Source organism: Mesorhizobium sophorae (genome assembly GCF_002270415.1).
GTDB lineage: Bacteria > Pseudomonadota > Alphaproteobacteria > Rhizobiales > Rhizobiaceae > Mesorhizobium > Mesorhizobium sophorae.
Genome location: NZ_NNRI01000022.1, coordinates 104,158 through 124,066 on the forward strand (window position 1 = coordinate 104,158; position 19,909 = coordinate 124,066).

23 protein-coding genes are annotated in these 19,909 nt (G+C 59.1%); 16 read left to right on the top strand and 7 right to left on the bottom strand.

Translation table 11 applies throughout. The features are described 5' to 3' along the window. Positions 1–202: 202 nt before the first annotated feature. Entirely contained in the window at positions 203–643 is a 441-nt protein-coding gene (locus CGZ66_RS31500) for a Ros/MucR family transcriptional regulator (RefSeq protein ID WP_095090626.1), read from the top strand. A gap of 69 nt (positions 644–712) precedes the next feature. Here CGZ66_RS31500 and CGZ66_RS31505 read toward each other — a convergent pair whose 3' ends face one another. Together CGZ66_RS31505 and CGZ66_RS31510 are read right to left on the bottom strand one after the other, a co-directional pair. Continuing rightward, positions 713–1,069: a DUF2958 domain-containing protein gene (locus CGZ66_RS31505; protein ID WP_095090627.1), complete on the bottom strand. Its 357-nt coding sequence runs from the start codon at positions 1,067–1,069 to the stop codon at positions 713–715. A 9-nt stretch (positions 1,070–1,078) separates the two neighbouring features. Then, positions 1,079–1,288: a hypothetical protein gene (locus CGZ66_RS31510; RefSeq protein ID WP_095091666.1), complete on the bottom strand. Its 210-nt coding sequence runs from the start codon at positions 1,286–1,288 to the stop codon at positions 1,079–1,081. Between the two features lie 397 nt (positions 1,289–1,685). Here CGZ66_RS31510 and CGZ66_RS31515 point away from each other — a divergent pair, with 397 nt between their 5' ends. Then, on the top strand, positions 1,686–1,883 hold the full coding sequence (locus CGZ66_RS31515) for a hypothetical protein (protein WP_143748914.1): 198 nt from the start codon (positions 1,686–1,688) through the stop codon (positions 1,881–1,883). Between the two features lie 434 nt (positions 1,884–2,317). Here the strand turns inward: CGZ66_RS31515 and CGZ66_RS31520 are convergent, their stop codons facing one another. Further along, the gene (locus CGZ66_RS31520) at positions 2,318–2,899 is read right to left on the bottom strand and encodes a recombinase family protein (RefSeq protein ID WP_095090629.1); all 582 of its coding nucleotides are present in this window, start codon (positions 2,897–2,899) and stop codon (positions 2,318–2,320) included. A gap of 259 nt (positions 2,900–3,158) precedes the next feature. Here CGZ66_RS31520 and CGZ66_RS31525 point away from each other — a divergent pair, with 259 nt between their 5' ends. The 6 genes from CGZ66_RS31525 to CGZ66_RS31550 all read left to right on the top strand — a co-directional run bounded on the left by CGZ66_RS31525 (position 3,159) and on the right by CGZ66_RS31550 (position 6,182). Next, the gene (locus CGZ66_RS31525) at positions 3,159–3,872 is read left to right on the top strand and encodes a hypothetical protein (protein WP_206073824.1); all 714 of its coding nucleotides are present in this window, start codon (positions 3,159–3,161) and stop codon (positions 3,870–3,872) included. Positions 3,873–3,903: 31 nt separating this feature from the next. After that, a complete protein-coding gene (locus CGZ66_RS31530) occupies positions 3,904–4,308 on the top strand; it encodes a hypothetical protein (RefSeq protein WP_143748916.1) in 405 nt (134 codons plus the stop codon). A gap of 160 nt (positions 4,309–4,468) precedes the next feature. Beyond that, positions 4,469–4,690, top strand: a complete 222-nt coding sequence (locus CGZ66_RS31535; RefSeq protein ID WP_095090632.1) for a hypothetical protein — start codon at positions 4,469–4,471, stop codon at positions 4,688–4,690. Between the two features lie 121 nt (positions 4,691–4,811). Then, on the top strand, positions 4,812–5,405 hold the full coding sequence (locus tag CGZ66_RS31540; RefSeq protein WP_143748917.1) for a hypothetical protein: 594 nt from the start codon (positions 4,812–4,814) through the stop codon (positions 5,403–5,405). 217 nt (positions 5,406–5,622) lie between these two features. Continuing rightward, a complete protein-coding gene (locus tag CGZ66_RS31545; protein WP_095090634.1) occupies positions 5,623–5,886 on the top strand; it encodes a type II toxin-antitoxin system ParD family antitoxin in 264 nt (87 codons plus the stop codon). Next, the gene (locus CGZ66_RS31550; RefSeq protein ID WP_095090635.1) at positions 5,883–6,182 is read left to right on the top strand and encodes a type II toxin-antitoxin system RelE/ParE family toxin; all 300 of its coding nucleotides are present in this window, start codon (positions 5,883–5,885) and stop codon (positions 6,180–6,182) included. The genes CGZ66_RS31545 and CGZ66_RS31550 overlap by 4 nt, the downstream gene beginning before the upstream one ends. Positions 6,183–6,501: 319 nt before the next feature. Here CGZ66_RS31550 and CGZ66_RS31555 read toward each other — a convergent pair whose 3' ends face one another. Next, on the bottom strand, positions 6,502–8,442 hold the full coding sequence (locus CGZ66_RS31555) for a ParB/RepB/Spo0J family partition protein (RefSeq protein ID WP_095090636.1): 1,941 nt from the start codon (positions 8,440–8,442) through the stop codon (positions 6,502–6,504). A gap of 731 nt (positions 8,443–9,173) precedes the next feature. Between CGZ66_RS31555 and CGZ66_RS31560 the strand changes: the two genes are divergently transcribed. From CGZ66_RS31560 to CGZ66_RS31580, 5 genes are all read left to right on the top strand, one after another. Beyond that, positions 9,174–9,854, top strand: coding sequence for a hypothetical protein (locus tag CGZ66_RS31560; RefSeq protein WP_143748918.1), 681 nt, complete (start codon positions 9,174–9,176; stop codon positions 9,852–9,854). Between the two features lie 110 nt (positions 9,855–9,964). Further along, on the top strand, positions 9,965–11,053 hold the full coding sequence (locus tag CGZ66_RS31565; RefSeq protein ID WP_167392333.1) for a tetratricopeptide repeat protein: 1,089 nt from the start codon (positions 9,965–9,967) through the stop codon (positions 11,051–11,053). Between the two features lie 381 nt (positions 11,054–11,434). Continuing rightward, entirely contained in the window at positions 11,435–12,406 is a 972-nt protein-coding gene (locus tag CGZ66_RS31570) for a glycoside hydrolase family 25 protein (protein ID WP_167392334.1), read from the top strand. Continuing rightward, positions 12,403–13,245: a zinc metalloprotease gene (locus CGZ66_RS31575; protein ID WP_095090640.1), complete on the top strand. Its 843-nt coding sequence runs from the start codon at positions 12,403–12,405 to the stop codon at positions 13,243–13,245. The genes CGZ66_RS31570 and CGZ66_RS31575 overlap by 4 nt, the downstream gene beginning before the upstream one ends. After that, complete coding sequence (locus CGZ66_RS31580; RefSeq protein ID WP_095090641.1) at positions 13,209–14,294, top strand: S1 family peptidase; 1,086 nt, start codon at positions 13,209–13,211, stop codon at positions 14,292–14,294. Before CGZ66_RS31575 ends, CGZ66_RS31580 begins: the two co-directional genes overlap by 37 nt. A gap of 268 nt (positions 14,295–14,562) precedes the next feature. Here CGZ66_RS31580 and CGZ66_RS31585 read toward each other — a convergent pair whose 3' ends face one another. Continuing rightward, positions 14,563–14,844 carry a SinR family protein gene (locus tag CGZ66_RS31585; RefSeq protein ID WP_095090642.1) on the bottom strand — a complete coding sequence of 94 codons (282 nt, stop codon included), beginning with the start codon at positions 14,842–14,844 and terminating at the stop codon, positions 14,563–14,565. A 150-nt stretch (positions 14,845–14,994) separates the two neighbouring features. Continuing rightward, complete coding sequence (locus CGZ66_RS31590) at positions 14,995–16,032, bottom strand: IS66 family transposase (protein ID WP_206073825.1); 1,038 nt, start codon at positions 16,030–16,032, stop codon at positions 14,995–14,997. 12 nt (positions 16,033–16,044) lie between these two features. Here CGZ66_RS31590 and CGZ66_RS31595 point away from each other — a divergent pair, with 12 nt between their 5' ends. The 3 genes from CGZ66_RS31595 (at position 16,045) to tnpC (ending at position 18,489) form a co-directional block, all read left to right on the top strand. Continuing rightward, positions 16,045–16,431: a transposase gene (locus CGZ66_RS31595; protein WP_095090644.1), complete on the top strand. Its 387-nt coding sequence runs from the start codon at positions 16,045–16,047 to the stop codon at positions 16,429–16,431. Then, complete coding sequence (gene tnpB / locus CGZ66_RS31600) at positions 16,428–16,772, top strand: IS66 family insertion sequence element accessory protein TnpB (RefSeq protein WP_095090645.1); 345 nt, start codon at positions 16,428–16,430, stop codon at positions 16,770–16,772. Before CGZ66_RS31595 ends, tnpB begins: the two co-directional genes overlap by 4 nt. A gap of 76 nt (positions 16,773–16,848) precedes the next feature. Beyond that, positions 16,849–18,489, top strand: a complete 1,641-nt coding sequence (tnpC, locus tag CGZ66_RS31605; protein WP_095090646.1) for an IS66 family transposase — start codon at positions 16,849–16,851, stop codon at positions 18,487–18,489. Positions 18,490–19,176: 687 nt separating this feature from the next. Here tnpC and CGZ66_RS41595 read toward each other — a convergent pair. Then, positions 19,177–19,791 carry a hypothetical protein gene (locus CGZ66_RS41595; RefSeq protein ID WP_342586892.1) on the bottom strand — a complete coding sequence of 205 codons (615 nt, stop codon included), beginning with the start codon at positions 19,789–19,791 and terminating at the stop codon, positions 19,177–19,179. Positions 19,792–19,909: the final 118 nt, after the last annotated feature.

The window sequence follows — 19,909 nt, forward strand, 5'->3', positions numbered from 1 at the left end:
CAACATTCTTTGGTCCCGCACTAACCGGGAGGTTGGTTTGGCGTGGCTACGCTTTGCCACCAAACGAACGTTCGCATTTGCCCCTGCGTCATACAGAAATGCCAAATATCCGACTTGATTGGAGAAAGTCCAAATGGCATAGGTTGGGCGCATATCGTCTCTTTGACGGATATGAGAATATGGTGATTGAAGGAGCACGTCGATGCCCGGGGAACCAAACAATAATATGATTGAACTTACTGCCGATATCGTTGCCGCCTATGTCCAAAAGAACCCTGTTCCAGTGTCCGGATTGCCGGATTTGATCGCGAGCGTGAATTCGGCATTGTCGAATATTAGCCCGCCATCTCCCATAGTAGAACCCCCGCCCAAGCCGGCAGTTAACCCCAAAAGGTCGGTGTTTCCGGACTACATCATCAGCCTCGAGGACGGTAAGAAATACAAGTCGCTTAAACGCCATCTTGCGACCAGTCATGGGCTGACGCCTGAGGAATACCGGGCGAAATGGGGGTTGGGGAAGGACTATCCCATGGTGGCGCCGAGTTATTCGGCGACCCGTTCGGCTTTGGCAAAGTCGCTAGGCTTGGGAAGAAAGCCAGCTCCGGCCAAGAAACCTGCGACGAAACGTAAGGCCAGGGCCTGAGGTCTGGCCGCTATCGCCTTCGGCACTCAACGCCATCCGTAAGGATGGCGTTGAGCATCGTGACGAACGTTACGCCCGAATCCGACCATGGCGACGAGCCTCGCGGGCATAGCCCGATAGGGCTCTGTCCGGCTTAAAGTGCCGGTCGCGTTCCACGGGTAGACCAAGGCGGCCTCGAACGGCAGCTAGTTCCGAGAGGCTCACGTTCCCGATCTCGGGACAACCAAGCCCAAGGTCACAGAGACCGAAGGCGATATCCGGGTCTTCTGGATCGATCTCGGTCAGGAGCCAGGTCGCGCCGGCATCCGGCGTGAACAGTTTGACGACGGGGACGAAGTCGATTTCGCTGCCGGTGCCGCGGAGAGGCTGCTGCTGGCGACCATTCGCCAGCAGCTTGTTCCGCAGGTCTTGGGTCAAGAGCTGCATGGCGGCCTCCTACTCGTCGGCCTTCGGGGCGCGAAGGACGATGCGCCCGTCGAGCGGCAGCGCGTCAAGGAGGAGCGTTCCGCCCTCGCCGTCGTCGTGTGCGAAGAAGGAGCCGATGCGGGTCCAGAAGCCCTTCTGGCCTTCCTTGCCGTCGCGCACGGTGTAGGCGTGGTAGAGCGGCGATCTCGCCTCGGACTTGGTGTTGCGGTTGTAGGTCATGGTCTTTTCCTTTGGTTGATGGTTTCTGTCCCGGAGGACGGTTCCAAAGGTGACGGCGCTCAAAGCGGGCTTGTCCCCAACACGGGAGCGCAGCGAATGGAGCGGGCAGGATCGGGACAAGACGGCTGCGCAGACTAGAAGGGAACGTCATCGGCTCCGGGCGGACCAGCAACGGAAAAGGCAACGCCCAACCGCATGGCACCGAGTGTGATGGCCAGGTTCGCTCTCACAATCACTCCCGTGGTGACGGGCGATATGGTCTGTTTGACGGACCCACATTCGTTCGACTCGCGCAACGCGCAGTAAGGCGTATGATCCCCAAATCGCCCGTACCGAATAAAGGGCAATTGCGGACGGTTGGAAGTTGGAGCTTCCGCCTATGTCCGGGAGCCTGACAATGTCACGCGCCAAGGTGTCTGCATTCGATTGCGAAATCCTGCGAAGCGCCATCCGCCGGGCGATCATCGAAGGGGAAATCCCGGAAAGCCAGTCCCGAGAATACGCCGCCCAAATGATCCGAGATCTCACCGGCGACGAGCAGGTTGACCCGGACATACTGGATTGGATAGTGCGGGAGCAGCCGGGCGCGTCTTAAAAGACGGCACTGCGAGCCGCGATTTGACGGCATCAGGACTGGAGCGGTCGTGGCTCTTCATGCCATCTGTATCAGAACGATTTCCCATCACCGTCGAGAAGCCCATGGCTCTGCCGTTGCTACACCGTGAGCACAATCCCAATCAAATCTGCAAAATGCGCCACGACTTGTCGGCACGCACGGAGCACACCCTGCAAGCGGGGCTGCACCTTCGCGCGAAAACCGCCAAGCATCTTTAGTCCCTCAGCCAGAACCGGGAATATCTCGTCACCCGCTACGGCCCCGAACTGGCGGCAACGGTCTCGCAGATAAACCGACTTACCGCTACCCTCGACGAAGTGGCGGCACACCGTGTTGATCGGGCGGTCCCCAAGAACGCCGCAGCCTACAGCCCGGCCGCAGGCGGCAAGGCTTGAGCCAACTGGTTGCGTTGTTCAGATCTGCGGCTCGGCGTCATCTCTGTCCGCCTCGACCGCCTGCAATCGGGAAATCGTGCTGCCGCTGACCTTGAATGAGCTTGCAACGTCATGCCTGGCCTCCCCGGCGGCTAGCCTGGCAAGCGCTTCAAGACGCTGCTGCAGCGACAGTTTTGGCTTGCGACCAAATTTGACGCCTTTCGCCCTCGCCCGGGCGCGGCCAGTCGCGGTGTTTTCGAGAATTCGACGGCGCTGCCATCTGGCTGCCCAGCCCAGGAGGAAGAGCATCAGGTCGGACATCTCCGATGTCGTGTCGATGAAAGGTTCGTCAAGAAGGCGCAGGCCGGCGCCAGCAGCCGTGACCGTTCTGAGAATATCCAGCATATCAACGGGGTCGCGGGCAATCCGGTCGCTGACGACCGCGTGAACCAAGTCGCCGGGTTTCAGGGCTTTCAACAGCCTCTGCAATTGGCGTCGGTTCGCGTCTTTGCCGCTGCGTTTCTCGAAAAATATCTTCTCGCAGCCAGCCTCCTGCAAACGCTCGACCTGTATAGTCAAGTCTTGAGCCTCGGTGGAGACCCTTGCGTATCCGTATTTCATTTTCGCGGCCTCCTTTGCTCTTCAAAAATCACGAGATTTGCAACATCCCTGCCCTGATATTTTTGTCGCTATTCTCGGTGATGGTCACGACTGTTTGCCTAAATTTTGCGCATAAAACCCAATACCGTGTTAGTTAGCGCAGGCTTATATTCGAGCTCAAATCTCGTGATTTCTGCGTAAACGTCTGGTCTCTCCACCACCAACAGGTGCACCCTTGAGACGCAGCGCAGGCCTGTCTTTCGTCAAGATTAGACTCCTTTTGACGTGCAGCCTGCTGGCGATCGCCGTCATCCCTGTTTGCGCTCAGGAAGGGCTCTCTCTTCAAGTAACCGTATCTGCGGTCACCCCACAGTCAGAGCTGTTCCGTCCCAATGGCCAGCCAGCCGACTTCCTCGGCGTGGGCCTGACCCAGACGGTCGGCGACATACGAAAGATCTTGACCGGCCAGGGCTTCTCCGATGCAAATTCGGCAACCCTGTTCCTGCTCGATGAGGAGTATTTCACCGTCGAGATTGTGGCTACCGGCGCCAATCGATACCCCACCTACGCCATTTGGTCCGGACCGGAAGACGCCACCGCCAGCCAAAGTGTGAGGGTGGAATTCGCCTCGCCACTGACAGGCCAGCGCTCGACGGACGTGCGCCGCTTCGTCAGCTACAAGGATGGGCGGGGGCCGCTGCTGGAAACGCTCCGCTCGGCGATCATCGCGAAATACGGCGCCCCGAGCGTCGATAACGAAACACAGATGACGTGGTTCTGGAACCACGGCCAGCTCGTCAAGTCCGGTGCCCATGACAAGCAGATGACGATCGGCATGGAGACCGCCAGCGACTATGTGAAACGAGTGGCCTACAGCCTGGCCGACATCGCGGCGAGCAACGCTGATAGGGATGCGGTCAATGGGTTCCGGGAATCCGTCGAGCAGCGCGCCAAGGCAGTTCGCGACGGGCACGCCACCACCCCCAAACTTTAGACGTAAGTTCCACAACCAACGGAGGAAGATTGTGAATAGGATTTCGTGCGCCCGAACTCTTCGGATCACGGCTCTCGCCGCCAGCTTGACGGCTGCGGTGTTGCCGGCTGCGGCCAAGGACATTGTCGGCTTCATCGATCAAGAGATGGCGCAGGCCACCCCAAAACATTTTCTCATTCTCCACAACAAGCAGGGTTGGACGGCCAATACCATCGACACCATGAGAGCCAGGCTGGACGCCAAGGCCTTCAAATACGATTTTCAGACCTACAATGATGGCGACCGGCCGAAGGACATAGCCCGGCCCTTCAACTGGCCCGACTACGGGGCGGTGTTCTGTTTCGGGGAGCACCTCGATTGCGAACTGGTAAGATCGCAAGCGCTGCAAAAAGGCTTCGAAGGTGACTATTTCGACGCCGGGCTGGACAAGCGATAGGGATCACTGAGGCCTGTACACTTACCCGCCGCCAAGAGCGTCTATCTATCAGATGCAACAGGCGGGTGAGCTGTGCAAGACAGGCACCCTCGAAATCGCGGCCACCGGCGCTAACCGGTTCTTCAGGTAAGTCCAAATCATTTTCAGGAGGGAGCAATTCATGAACAACGCCATAGGTCTCGGCATCGTGGGGGCAATCGTTGGGGCGGGCGTCGGATTCTTGACGAAACCGCAGCCCGCACTGTCGATGCTCGCGACCGCCGACCCCGACGCCACCTACCAGTCAGCGATCGTCAGCCACATCGCCACGTTTGCGGTTGTGGGCCTGGTCGCGGGCGCGGTCCTCGGGGCGCTTACGCTCCTGGCCAGCAAAAGCAAGTGACGTCGCACAACAGGTGATTTCCATAAAACGAAGATGTGCCTCGTGGCGAACATTCGTCGCGAGCACGGCCTTCCGTAATTCCTTTTCAACAACCGAACTGATGTCTCTGGAGATCATCACCATGAAAACAAAGTTGCTTGCAGCGGGCTTTGCCGCGTCTGTTCTATCGGCTTGCTCAAGCTCAGCCGGGCCTTTCGACGGCAAATCGCAGGAGGAGGTTGCCACGTTCATCCTGTCGGGACTTGAAAACGGATTCGTGCATTCGGATCAGAAAGGTCTCAGCCTTAAAGTCACCTCTTCGTCGGCCAAGCCGTTTGTACTCGATGTGGTTGCGTCTAACGGGCAGCAGAGCCGCACCATGTTTCAGGTCAGCGTCACGCATGATGGCGGGTGTTCGTTCACGTATCAGATGAAAGATTTAACGCCGCAACAGGATGTTGCGTCCATTGGCTCCTATACGCTCAAGGCTGACCTGTCGAACGTGACACATGCCACGCAGACGGGCGACAACAAACCGACAATTTTCGAGGGGGCAAAGTTCCAGTGCGTTGCCGGGGGCAAGTACTACTGCCAGTATCGACAGCCTGAGATGGATAAGGGCGAATGGCCTCGGATTGGCCCGCTTGACGATTCCCACAGGGAAAAAGGCGACGCAGCGGAAAACCGGCTGAACGATGCTATCAAATACATGAAGTCCAACTTCTGCAAAATCTGACCGGGCTATCTTCACGAGATGTCCTGGTTGGCAGAAGACGAGGCGGACAGGCCCGGTCCTGCTTGACCACTGAAGAACGTCGAACCCGTTGACGAGCAGCCGTCGGTTGAGGTCGCCAGGGCGCTGGTCATGATACCGGGTCGCCGACTTCACCCAAGGGTCAGGATTGTTGATAACAGTTATCACGCTGTGCTATAAGGAGGTAAGGAGGTGCATCATGCCCAGCAGTGCGAATCTCGGACGCCACCTTGAGCAGTACGTGTCCGATTTGTTGAAAGACGGCCGCTATCAATCCCGCAGCGAAGTCCTGCGCGAGGGGGTGCGGCTGGTCGAGGAACGCGAAAAGCGACTTGCTGCCTTGGACGCGGCCATCGCCAGGGGGCTTGCTGATGCCGATGCCGGTCGCGTGACGCCGCTGGAAACAGTCGCGAAGCGTTTGCGCACCAAGTACCAGCAAATGGCGAAAGCACCCGGTGCGTGAACGTCGTCATAACGGATGAGGCCCTGACCGATCTCGAACATATCGGCGACTACATCGCCCAGGATAACCCCAAACGCGCTGACAGCTTCATTGCCGAACTCGTGGATCACTGTTTCAAGCTGGCCGACATGCCCCGCGCGTTTCCGCTCGTGCCGCGGTACGAGCATACGGACGTGCGCCGTTTGCCGCACGGGAACTACCTCATTTTCTACCGTATCGGCGCCGATCGGATTGATATCCTGCACATCCTGAATGGGGCGCAGGACTATGAAGCCGTTCTCTTTCCTTCCGAATAGTACTCGGGGCGGGAGGAGCGCGAGGAGGGGAAGCCATTGGGCACCTCGCTGGCGTCGCGGGCGGCTCGATGCCGCCGGGGCGACATTCTGCCCGGGCCTGCCGGGGTCTATGCAGCTGCCGGCACGACCTCATCGTCCTCGCCCTCCCCTTTTGCCTCCGCAGCTTCCATGCGGATGCCATCAGCAGCGCGGCGGGGAGCGCGAGGGGCGGGTCAGGGGCGTCCTCGCCTGGCCTCGGCCGGTTCGATACCGGCTGAGGGCCATTCGGACGCAAAAAAGCCGGGGCGTCTCTGCCCCGGCCTTAGGTGATGCACCGTGCCTACTCGGCGGCGACCGCCAAGCTTTCGCTCTCGACCTTGAAGGGAGCCCGCAGCGCTGCCGGAAGCCAGCCCTTGCCGTCCAGTTCTTTTTCGGCCTGCAAGACCCCTTCGGACTTCGGGGCACGTTCAACCGCTTTTGCCGCATCGTCCGTGCACCCGGCCTCACGCATCACACCGGCGATGTCGGCTTTCGACAGTCGCGACAGGAACGCCGCCTCCGGCGTCCACCACAGGCGCATGTCCAACCCGACCGCCACCGCCATCACGTCGGCATGGGCGATGCGCGTCTTGCCGGGTTCGTGGCGGGCGACCACGGCGTTGAGGTTGGCGGCAGTGACCACCGCCAATAGGTCAAGCAGCACATCCTGCGGTTGTGTCACCAGCCATAGCCAAAGGTCGGCAGGGTCTCCGGGCAACCGATGGCCCCAACCCTCCAAAACCTCGTTCCAGCCGGTCAGGGCGCGGCAGGCATCCGGCTCCTTGATAGACGGAACCAGATTACGGCGTTGGCCGGAGACCTCCACCGCAGGCTCGATGCGCCCATGGTGGTGGTCGTAGAACACACGGCTCACCAGCGCTTGCAGGATGGCGACCAAGGCCACTTCGGGACGGTTCGACAGTTCCACGCGCAAGGCTGCGGTGCGAACTGCTGTCAGTTCCTCGATGAGGGCCGCCGACATGCCGGTGGCCTCGACTTCGGGTGTTTCCTCATGACCCGCTTCGTCGGCCTCGTCTTGGTCATAGCCTTCGTTGCCACCCTGTAAAACGGCAAGGGCCTTGCGGTCTTCGGCCTTCACTAGCCCCGGCGTGACCTGCAACATGCCATCGTACGAAATCGACACGAGACAACCCGCCAACGCCATCTCTTGCGGGTCAAAGGCTTCCGCCGCGTTCTGGATGGCCTCGATGCGACTTTCCAGCGCGTGCAGCTTGGCCTCGTCGGCCTCGAGTTGCGGGTTGCCCTCGGCATGGGCGTCGATGGCCTCTGCCAATTCGTCGTATTGCGCGCCCAGCGCTGATAGTTCTGCCTGCTCGCCTTCGGTGAGGTCGCGCCGCACCGCATGAATACGCCCGAACCCGCCACTGTGGATGAAAGTGCCGTCGAGGCTGATTTCAGCCCATTTCCAACCCAGCGGACGCAACTCGTCGGCCACCGCCTCAAGCCGCTCACTCGCAAGCTTCACCAGCAAAGGCCGATCGGTCAGGAACGTCAGTTCATCCGCTGCGAACAGGTCACGCAGCACCCCGCCCCCCGCCCCTTCATAGTTTTCAACACCGACAAAGCGGGCCAGCCGGTCATTGCCGCGCACGTGGGCGCTGGTCAGGAACGAGCGTATACTGCCCGGATTGCGGCTCCAACCATCCTGCTCGAACCAAGCCGCCTCCTGTGCCGCATGGTCGTCGCTCACGGCCAGCGCCTTGGCCTGCTCAAGGGTAACTTCATCGGCGCGCATGGCATCGAGGACGCGTGGCGACAGGGTCGCCAGTTTGAGCCGCTGGCGCACCGTCACAACGGACTTGCCAAAGCGCGCGGCAATGTCCTCCGCCGCCATGCCCTGTTCGACAAGGTCGCGGTAGGCAATGACTTCATCCACCGGGTGCATCGGTTCACGCTGGTCGTTCTCGGCCAGCGAAATCTCGGTATCGCTGCCTTCGTCACGCATGATGGCCCTGACCGGATAGTCCTTGGTTACGGCCACGCCCTGCACGGTGCGGCCTTCATCTAAGAGCAGACGCAACGCCCCCAGACGCCGCCCCCCGGCGACGACTTCAAACTTGGCTCCCTTCGGGGCCTTGCGGGTCACAAGGTTATGGATGAGGCCGTGGGCCTCAATGCTGGCGGCCAATTCGGCCCTGCCTGCCTCGGAATTGACGCGGCGGACGTTGGCCTTGCTCGGCACCAGCTGGCCGAGCGGGATGGTTATTTCAGCGGTATTCATGGACTTGCTCCTTTGATTGTCGTTTCAGGCATTCCCGTTCCCTACGGGTTCAGGCCACCTGAACCCCTGCCTCGCGGCGAGTAGCGGGGAGAGAGGGGGCAAGTCCCGGGGGCGGAGGGGTCTCCCTGGTCTGCACGGAGCGAAGCGGAGGAAGATGGGGGAAACCGGCCGCGGCGGCTTGCTGGGAGAGAGGGCCGCGCACCTCTCTCCCGGTCAAACAAGAAACGTGCCGCCAGGCATATCCATATCGGCGCAGCCGTGCCGCGAAGCGGCCCCAACAAACAAGGGCGCACAAGGCGGAAGCACCGAAATGCCCGCCAGCGGGACTAAGTCAGTTCGGTGCTGGAGAAAGTTCGTGGCCCTGAGACCGGTTCAACGGGGCGGCCGTAGGAGCATCAGCATAGCGCCGTCGTCAGGCGGGATGCGGGACCGACCGCCCCCGGCGAAGGGTACCGCATGGAGGCACTAAACGTAACATGCCCAAAACTGAATTCTTAGAGAGTTCTATTTATATCAAAAATACAATAATCTTTAGTTTATAGCCCGTAGTAGCCTCAAAACAGCTAAACATTCTAGCTTTTCTGCCTAACCGTGTGTCGCTCCGCGCGTTGCGATCGACCCCATGTTGATACCTCTGTCTGTGATGAATTCAAAAAACTTTTCTTGATTGCGTATTTACATTCTTCAAGAGTTTGCTTACGCATTCCGTAACGGCAAGGGGGCCTCAAAAGGTGTTGAAGATTATATCAGTTGCTGCTGCTGCGGCGCTGCTCAGCGCGTGCACGACTCCACAAAACGGAAATTTCCTACCGCAAATTGGCGGGTCCAGCCCAACAGTAGCAGCGCAGGCGCTTGGGCCGGAAGCGTATTCAATCGATCCATCATATGGGTACGCGATCACGACACCGGGCATCTACAGGTTTCACAAAGACGGCTCAGCTTACGAGATTTGCGAGCTTGATATGGCAATCGCTGCCATTAAGGGCCTGTCGACGAAGGTCGTAGAGCATGATGACTCTCTGGAAGATAATCTTGCCTCAACAAACTTCGCGTTGTCCGTTCCGGGGATCGGCGTAATCACAGCGCCTTACAAAAAAATCAAAGTTGACGGCTACAGTGTTACCCATTTGGTCTCCGGCGACTCCCGTAGTGCGGCCGACTTCGTTCTAGCGAACCTTGGAAAGAGCTGTCGGACCGAAATCCTAGACGCCAATCGGCCTTACATGATCGTCACTGAAGTGGCGAACGCTAAGAAAGTCTACACGCTATCCAAGGGCGCATTCCAAGCCGCGTTTGCCGCCGGTCCAGCTTCGCTATCTTGGGCAAACCCGGAAATAAAATCTACGACCCGAAGCAACGTCACCTTCGCCATTCAAGGCAAGTACGTCGCAGCGAGTAAAAAACGAAAATAGTCGTCAGTATCGCGCTGGCCTCCGTTCAATGTGAATTTTGCAGCTTCGGACGGTATCGCATGCAACGTTTTGCTAGACCGAAAACCCGCAGTACCAATTGGACCATCCTGTTGGTCCTAGCTTCTATCGCATTCGCGGCTGGGGCGCGTCCGGCTTATTCCGGTGGTTCCGCCTTAGACGAAGCGACTAAGAAGCAGTTCGACCAAGCCGTATCCCTCAGGACGGCCGGGAAGTTGGACGAGGCCGAGAAGGCGCTGGAAAAGATAATGAAATCCAGCATGCAATACGACGACGTGAGCATCGTGAACGTCATCAAGGAAAGGGGGACGGTAAAATTCCTTCAGAAGCGGTGGGATTCGGCAGCAAGGTTCCTTGGTATCTACTACGAATTCAGCTCCGACGATATGGAAGCCCTTGAGATGCTTGGGAAGTCACTCAGGATGACAGGGCGATACGAGGAGGCGGAAGCCGTTTACGAACGAGCTGTTTACCTCGATCCCGACAGCTTCGAGGTGCTGGATGGGCTCCAGAATATTCACAGGAGGCTCGGCGACAACTACCAGGAGGCGGACAGGCCAGAACTCGCCGGGGCGGAGTTCGCCAAGGCTCTCGATATCGTCGCAAAGATGACGAAGCTGTCGGAAGGAATGAACGACGAACATTTGCGTATATCGAAGATCGCCAAGGCCAAGATCTTTTACGAGAAGAAGAGCTACAGCGAGGCTGTCGCCGCTTATGCTACCATTGTCTCCTCGTATCCCGACTTCAGAGAAGCTCGGGAAGAGCAGGCAGCTTTGGCGGTAGACTACGCAAAAGCTCAAGGCGGTCCCGCTCAGATTCAGGCGGCGCTGGACCTTTACCGCGCGCTCTACAAAAGCGCCAAGTTGACCGATGAGATCGCCTACAGTGGCGCGGGATTTGCAGAAGCTGCCGGGATAGCGAGGGACCTCCCGGCCGATGTTCGAACCGAGGCGGAAGAGGCGGCAAAGTCCGCATTATTGGATTCGGATCCCAACGACCCCTATCCTCACTACGCGAGCGCCGTGCTGATGTATGCGACCGACGCGAAGGACGATGCCATTAGCCAGTTGAAAGAAGCCATTAAGCTGGAACGAAAGCGCGCTGCCGATCCATATCAGAATGACTACGCTAGACTGGTGGAGTACGAAAAACTGATGCAGGCCTGGACCGGCAGCTGAGGCTTATGCGTCAGAGATCCGACTGTTTGCACGGCGCACGACCGCATCGCGTCGAGCGGTCGGTTTCATGTACCTAGCCATCGTTTTCCTCCTGAGTACCCACCCCGGAATGGGGGATTCTCTTGGCACCTGACATATAGGATAGGAAACCCTCGATCTGACTTCAAGTGTGTGAGTGCCGGAGCGTGACTGTAGCCTAACCACAAGGTTTTGCCGCTGCACGCACTGTGCTGTTTTGATGCTAGTTAATCTAAGCAATATTTGTACTACAGCATGTTTTTTAGCTATTGCGAATAATTTTATGATGATGCACGATCGCTTTTGTAATTTATGTTTATTACTGGCCGCACTCTAACATGTCTCTTAGTGGGGAATGCTTACATGGAAATTGATCGCCGCCAACTTCTGATAACCGCTGCAGGAACATTGGCTACTACATCTGCCTCCGTATCTTTCGCCCAGGCGAAAGCTCCCCGATTGGCGGATCTCACCGACCAGCCATCGAGAAGCGACCTTTATGAGTGGATCACTAACATCGCGATTGCGAAGCTGCAGCCGGACGATGATGTCGACAACACGGGAGGCGCATATATTCCTGGAGATTTTACTTTTCCCGATGACTCGACGAAGGATCCGAAGACGGGTGTCGACCGCGTTGACTATCATTGGGGCGTCGACGTCAGCCACTACTCTGGACGCGTGGACCTCAGGTCCTTGCGCGACGAGAAGAACATCAAATTTGTGTACATAAAGGCCACCCAGGGGACACAGTACAAGGACAAGAAGTTTGCCGGGTTCTGGTCACAAGTAAAAGCGCTGCCCAAGCATCCGACTAATACGCTTCGCAGGGGCGCGTATCACTTTCTCGCCGCAGGCAAAGACGGATCCGCCCAGGCGGACACTTTCGTCAACTTCGTGAAATCCCATGGCGGCTTCGAAAAGACCGACATGCCTCCCGTGCTCGATCTCGAATGGGATATTGCCAGGCCTGCCGGCCCGGACCGGTGGAAAGACTATTCCCCAAGTACCATACTCGATTCAGTGAAGGCCTGGTGCGCGAACGTGCAAAAGCAAACCAAACGGGTCCCGGTCATTTACACGGCGAACTCTTGGTGGCGGGAACGCGGTATCCCGCCGAAGCGGATTTCCGAGCTCTCGGACTATGGTATCTGGATCGCGGACTACTCCCGGTCGGGGCAGGCCAGTGAAGACCCCAAGGTTCCGGGCGGTGCAAAATGGAAACTCTGGCAGTTCTCAGACAAGGCCAAGGTCGGAGACGCCTACAAAGGCGGCTTGGACGCCAACGTCTTCAAAGGATCTGATGACGATTTCGAGCAGTTCGCGAGTCAATGATCAATCGGCGCGCCTTCCTCGGATGCTGCGCGTTCTGCCTCGCCGGGAAGGCCCATGGGGACGAACCAAGTTTCATCTGCGCTGTCGAGGACAGCGCAGTTACTGACGCCCTGCAGTTTCGACCGGCGGACGGCAACGGCCAAAACCTGACGTTCAAAACGGACCTTGGCCCGCTGGTATTCACCCCCTACGGGACAGCTTTTAAGAGCGACATTTGGCTACCCGAGGACAGTGAGACTAAAGACAAGATAACCCTAGGCGTGGCCTTCCTGAACGGTGAGAAACCTCAACACGATATCGTCATCGAATCGGCACGAATGTGGCTCGCCACGCATATCGGCACTTTCATAGACTTCGACTTCACGGCCAGTGTGGAGAAGGCGAAGATACGCGTCGAAGTGCTTTCCAATCAGAACTGGTCGGCCATCGGTAGGCGCGCAATGACCGTCACCACGCGGTATACGATGTGCTTCAGCGACCTACATCCTGCCAGTATCATGCATGAATTCGGTCATTGCCTTGGCTTGCAGCACGAGCACAGGTTCCCTCTGTCCACGATCGAATGGGACAAAGACGCTGTTTTCGCAGATATGCATCCAAAGGGCTGGAGTGAAGAAACCATCGAGGAGCAGATACTTACAAAACTGGACAAAAGCGCTGTTTGCCTAGCAAGCCCCAACTTCGATAAATCGTCCATCATGATGTATCCTATCAAAGACGGGTGGGCTACCATCCTTAACGATCGAAACCAACGAGTTGCATTTGTGGTCAATCCTTCCACTATTTCAGACGGTGATGTGGCATGCGTGACGGGACTCTACAAACCTCTGTCCATGTAGGCATTGGACGTTTTCTGGCCTTTGCATATATGTTCCTTTCGTTCGTTGGCCAATGCAACGCACAATCCGTTACCAATATATTCGACGGGGTTGTCTATGTTAGGCTGACGACAGCGGATGGCAGGCTGTTCAGGGAAGGCTCCGGCGTCTTGCTTGGCTCGGACGGCTTCATCTTTACGGCAAAGCACCTTTTTGACAATTTTGACGCTACCACAGGCAAAGTAAGCGTATCGTTGAGGGGCGTTAAGACTGCTCTGATCCCTGCTTCGCGTTACCCAGCAGATGCTAGCACCACAGACATTGCACTCCTCTACGTCAACCAGACCGAGGTCCGTAACGCCGGTATCGGCACATATTTCCGGCTTGGCTGTAATACACCGCCAATCATGGAGTCGATTATCGTCGCCGGATTTCCGGCCGGAGATGCCTCGCCGCTGCTGGTTCTGCCCGCTGTCGTCACAACCGACAGCCTCGACAGTTCGTTTCGAGACTACATGAGGGCTGGTATCGCCCCAGGCATGAGCGGGGGGCCCATTTTCTGGCGGGGGTATCTGATCGGGTTGGTTTATGGCGCCGCCGATAACGTGGAAGCCTTTACCCCCATAAACCAGTCCGGAGAGCTGAGGACCGTCGCAAAGGTGGACTGCTATCAGGTGCCGCCGAACGGCCCTGTACAGGTCGCCATCCTCTCTGCGGATCCGAAGGGTCCAGTGCCCATCGGCGATGTGCAGAAGCCAGCGCAGGCCCCAGCCAGCGCTAAGCCCCGTGTCTTTGTACAGATCGCGGCAGAGAGCCAGCGCGCCGATGCCACCAAGCTGATCTCTGGGTTGGTTGACAAGGGGATCAACGCCGCGCGGGGCATTGAAAACGTAGGGAGCAAGGCGCCACTGTCAGGCGAGATACGCTATTTTTCGGCGGAAGATCGCGCCAACGCCGACAAGATAAAAGCCATACTGGACCAGCTTTCGCCGACAACATTTAGCATTCAACGGGAGAACGTTCCCAATTCCCCACAGAATGTTTTCGAGCTTTGGTATCCGCATGGGTAACTTGCCATTTGCCGCGCGCCTCTCTCCCAACCAAAGCAAACAGGGGCGTAAAAGGTCGAAGCACCGAAATGCCCGCCAGCGGGACCAAGTCAGTTCGTTGCTGGGGAAAGTTCGAAAGTTCGTGGCCCTGAGACCGGTTTAACAGGGCGGCCGTAGGAGCATCAGCATAGCGCCGCCGCAGGGGGGATGCGGGACCGACAGCCTCCGGCGAAGGGCGCCAAAATGAAGATGACGCATCAGAACAGAAAAACGGAAAGGCTCGGGCATCTCACAAGTTGCTCTTTAGCCACTTGCCCCCGCTCTCGTTGAACCCGTGCCAAGCTCCTTCACCTGAGAGCTTGGCTACTAGCAGTTCATCATTGTCGTCCACAAACGGAAGCAGGTCATCCCTTATCTCCTTGGCGGAAAGGTCTGTCACAGTGATGAACGTAGAATCCAAGTGAGCCCAATAGGTAGGATACTTTTCTTTGATGTGTTTGCGAAGCGCTGCGTCCTTCTTGGAGTAGTTCTCACCCTCGCGGTTCAAATCGTATCCGATCATGTAGCTCATCCGGCACCCTCATCGAGAATAGTCAAACAAGAACCATGAGATCAAACATGGATCACGGTGGCAATAGTCATCTGACATTCATAACGCTCGCCGATTTCGGGCCTCGCCTCGATCAGCGCAGCAATGTAACCGGGGCAGATTTCCGGGCGATCAGGCTGGAGCGGCTTGGCTGACGAGATCGGGAAGCGGCAGAACGGCGGTTTGTGTGGGGATACCAAGGCGGTCGCCGAGGTAGGCGAAGAAGGAGACGCCGAGCTTGGTGCAGGTCTTCATCAGGCCGAGCAGGACATCGCGGGCATCTCTGCCTGCGTCACTGACGGTCCCGCCGGAGATCTTGCGTTTGATAACGACGGCGCGAATGTCGTTTTCCGAACCGTTGGTGTGGAGTGGGATCTCGGGGCGATCGAGAACGCGCAGGAGTTCATGCTTGCGGCGGTGAAGCCGGGTGAGCAGCCTGTCGAGCATGACGTAGCCGGTTCGTCGTTTGAACAGGCGGTCGAAGCGGGCACGCAAGGCCGCCGCGCGGCGCGGACAAGGTGACCGCTGATAGCTCTTCAGGTCGTGATAGAACCACCAGATCAACTGGCGCATGACGTCAACGGCCTGGCGCTGGTCTGGCGTCATCGGCACCAATTTGTGGACGAGCCGCTCGGCGTGGACCCAACACAGAGCATGGTCGGCGATGCGGAACTGGCCGGCGTCATCGGAGACGATAACGGCGTCGGCAAGAAAGCCATGATGGCGGATCGCCCCCCACATCGCGCCCTCAGTGGCAATCTTGACCGGGTTCGGCTCAACCGCAAGCTGGTCGAGGCCCAGTGCTGCCAGATGCGCCTGCCAGGCGGCGCTGTCGGCAAACACCTTTTGCGGGAAAGCCGCCAGCCGGTCGATCACCGGACCAGCGAGGTTGCGGCCGCGCATATAGGCCAACGCCTCGTCATTGATGACGTAATCGCCGTGCCCGGCGCGCAGCGTTGCCAGGAACGCCCCCCGTGACTTCGATCGCCCGGTGCGGAACGCGGTGAAGCGGTCATCGCCGATCTGAGCGGTGTAGCCGTCCTGGTTGGCGTGGCGCGCCGACGTATCATCGACCGTGATCCAGCGCGCCGTGGCAAGTCCGGTGGTAAGCGCGTAGGCATCCCCACGTAGCGTGCAGGCGGTTGATCGCTCATTTTCAGCATGAATCATGCGGAGAATCCTGTGAGCGACAGTATGAGCCATCATCGAACATTCGAGATTTTGACGGCGGAGCCTGTGCCGTCCCGACGCAAGCCGCGCCATCGGTCGGAAGACGAGAAGGCACGGCTTGTCGCCGAAGCGTTCTCGCCAGGGGGCAATGTGTCGGCGGTTGCGCGTTCCGAGGGGCTGGATCCCTCGCAGCTCTATGGGTGGCGCCGCAAGGCGCTTTCGTCGGGCATGGTTGCGCCACTGACGGAGGCAGCGAGCAAGCCGGCGAAGTTCACGCGCTTTGAAGCGGTGGGCAGCGGCACGGTGGAAATCGTCATTGGCGATGCCGTGGTGCGCGCCGGCGGCGATGTTGATTCCGATCGCCTGGCGAGGATCATCCGCGCGGTTCGCAAGGCATGATCGCTTCCGGTGTGGTGGTTTACGTGTCGTGCCAGCCTGTCGACTTCCGCAAGGGCGCGGCATCTTTGATGGCGCTGGTCAGGGACGGCGGCCTGGACCCGTTCTCGGGGGCGCTTCACGTATTCCGTTCGAAGCGTGCGGACCGGGTTCGCATCGTGTGGTGGGACGGCAGCGGGGTTTGCCTTTATTCGAAAACGTTGGAAGAGCACGGCTTCTGCTGGTCTGCGATATCGGCCGCGCGCATGCGTCTCGACCACGCCCAGTTGATGGCGCTTCTGGCCGGGCTAGACTGGAAAAAGATCCGTCCGGCCAGGGTCAGGCGGCCGTTATCGACGGGCTGAAACCGGCCTGCGGCAAGATGAATCATGGGGCTGTAACGGTTGGGAAAGCGGCTGTTTTTGTGCTCTGCTGCTTGCCATGGTTCTACCGGATCTTGCCCTTCCCGACGACGTTGATGCGCTTAAGGCGATGATCCTTTCCATGGCTCGCGAGCAGGCTGCGAGCGAGGCCCGGATCGCAGTCGCCGAAGCTCGGATCGCAGCATCTGAGGCGGAGGTCGCCCGGCTGAAAGCCGTCGAGAAAAGCGCCAACGAGCGGATTGCCAACCTCACGTCGATCCTGAAAGTTTTGCAGCGCACGCAACATGGCACGCGTTCCGAGCGGCTACGCCTGGCCATCGACGACGAGCAGGCCTCCTTTGTCTTCGAGGAGGTCGAGACCGGCCTTTCGGCGATCCGGAGCGAACTTGCTCACGCGGTCGGGGACAAGCCGAAGCGTGCCCCGCGCCCGCGCAAGGGTTTTGCCGCCCACCTCGAACGCATCGAGGAGGTTATAGAGCCGGAAATCCCGGCCGACTGCGAGGAGTTGGAAAAGGTTCTGATCGGTGAGGATCGCTCTGAGCGGCTGGACGTCGTGCCGCCGAAGTTCCGGGTCATCGTCACGCGCCGTCCCAAATACGCCTTCCGGGGCCGTGACGGCGTGGTCCAGGCTCTGGCGCCGGCGCACATCGTTGAAAGCGGCCTGCCGACGGAGCGGTTGCTCGCCTATATCGCTGTCTCGAAATACGCCGATGGCCTCCCGCTTTACCGGCAGGAGGCGATCTATCTGCGCGACGGTGTCGAGATCAGCCGGTCGCTGATGGCGCAGTGGATGGGACATCTGGGCTTTGAATTGCAGATGCTCGCCGATTATATCCTGGAGCGTGTGAAGGAGGGCGAAAGGGTCTTCGCCGACGAGACGACCTTGCCCACCCTTGCCCCTGGGTCCGGGAAAACCACGAAAGCCTGGTTGTGGGCCTACGCGCGTGATGATCGACCGTTCGGCGGGACCAGCCCACCGATGGTTGCTTATCGCTTTGAAGATAGCAGGGGCGCCGATTGCGTGGCGCGTCACCTCGCTGGATTCGGGGGCATCCTGCAAGTGGATGGCTACTCGGCCTATACTAACCTGGTCAAGGCACGGGCCAAAGCCGGCGGCAATGAAACAATACGGCTCGCAGGGTGCTGGGCGCATCTGCGGCGCAAGTTTTACGATCTGCACATCAGCGGGATCTCACAGGCCGCGACGGCAACGATCACCGCCATGACCGAATTGTGGAAGGTCGAGGACGAGGTTCGCGGCAAGGATGCTGGGAGCCGCGCCGCGCTGCGTCAGGAAAAGTCCGCGGCCATTGTCGCGAGCCTCTTCGACCTGTGGGAAAAAGAACTGCACAAGGTCTCCGGAAAATCCAAGACTGCCGAGGCGATCCGCTACGCGCTCACCCGGCGGGAGGCGCTGGAACGCTTTCTGATGGACGGTCGTATCGAGATCGACTCTAATATCGTCGAGCGTGCAATCAGGCCCCAGACAATTACGAGAAAAAATAGTCTCTTCGCTGGAAGCGAGGGCGGTGGACGCACTTGGGCGACCGTCGCGACACTTCTGCAAACCTGTAAAATGAATGGCGTCGACCCACTCGCCTGGCTCTCCCAGACCTTGACCCGCATCGCTCAGCGCTGGCCCGCAGCCAAAATCGAAATGCTCATGCCCTGGAACTTCAAACCAGACGCCGTCAGCTAACCGCTTACGTCCGGTGCGCAACACGTCACGATCCTCTGCAACGAAGACCTCGAGGCCCTCCGAAATCAGCCGCACCACCTGACGCTTCGAGATGTCGACGCCAATGCCCGTCAAGAGTGCGGTTAATCGCTCCGTCGTCACTTGGCCCTGAATATGGCAGGCCAGGATGAAGCGGCGCAGGTTCGCGCCCCAGCCGCCGACAATCCCCGACGGCAGTGGCGCCACGATCGTCTCGCCGCTCGGGGTCACCCAGCGTTCGCGCCGGTAGCGCACCACCTCGGCCGACAACACCAGATCGCGCACCAGGATCGTCTCATACCCCTTGAAGCGGGAGCCCGCAGGGGAGCTCACCGCAACCGTCACCTCGCGGCTCACACGAGCGCTGTCGCGCTTGGCGCCGCGCCGCCGACGCTTGCCCTTGGCCGCTTTCGCCCCCGTCGCCTTCTCCATCCCCGACGGTTTGGACGGCTTGATTGGCGGCCGCGGAGGCAGGTCCTTCAGACGCTTAATCTCGTCCTTCAGGCTCTGGTTGTCGGCGCGCAGCGCCTGGTTCTCCATCTGCAGGCTCTCGACCTGTCCGTGAAGACCCCGCACTTCGCCGAGCAGCGTCCCAACCAGCCCGCGGAGTTCCGCCAGCGACAGGCCTTCAAGCGAATCATTCGGCGGCAGAGTCACGCAAAGGGTGAATCACAAACCCGCCCCCCTGCAAACCCCACCTCCGCCCGGAAATCTGCCCCGGTTACCGCAGCAATGTCCTAATTGGTACAAATCACTCCGAATTTCCGCAAAACCGCTCGCCGCCAGCCACCGTGCCCGTGCCAAATGCGATGCCCAGGACCGACGTGCCCGTTCCGGCTCACGCTCGGGATCTAATTTCAGAGTGACGCGCGCTATGTGGCGCCAATCGGCACCCTCAGCCTCCGCCATCAGCAGGACCGCGTACGTCGCGATGTGCGCCACATCATAGGCCGTGACCTTGGCCACGTCCGGTGCCACATCACAGATCTCGTGTTCTGAGGTGGGAAGCAGTTCATCGAGCCAGGTCTCTGCCTCCGGCGGAGGCACCTCGATATAGCGGCCAATCGAGGTCAGGTGCGCTGCGATCTTGTCGCGCAGGTGGTCGCGGCTTCCGTAGCGCGCGTCGATGTCGGCGAGCTTCTTGTACAGCCCTCTACGCTTGCTGCGCGGAACATCGGCATCGCCCATAAAATAGTGACCCCGGCCAAGCGCACAGATGTTGCAGCCGGTCGCGGCCACCTCCTGGACGAACCCCGGAATGTCCTTTTCTCGCATCTGCTTCATGTCAAAGCCTCTCAGCACGACCTGCCTACCACAATGGTTCGAACTTTCAACCCTGCCGTGCACTCGGCGAAGTGCCGTTAGGCTGCCCATTTCGCAGCTATGGACCGGAACGATCCCG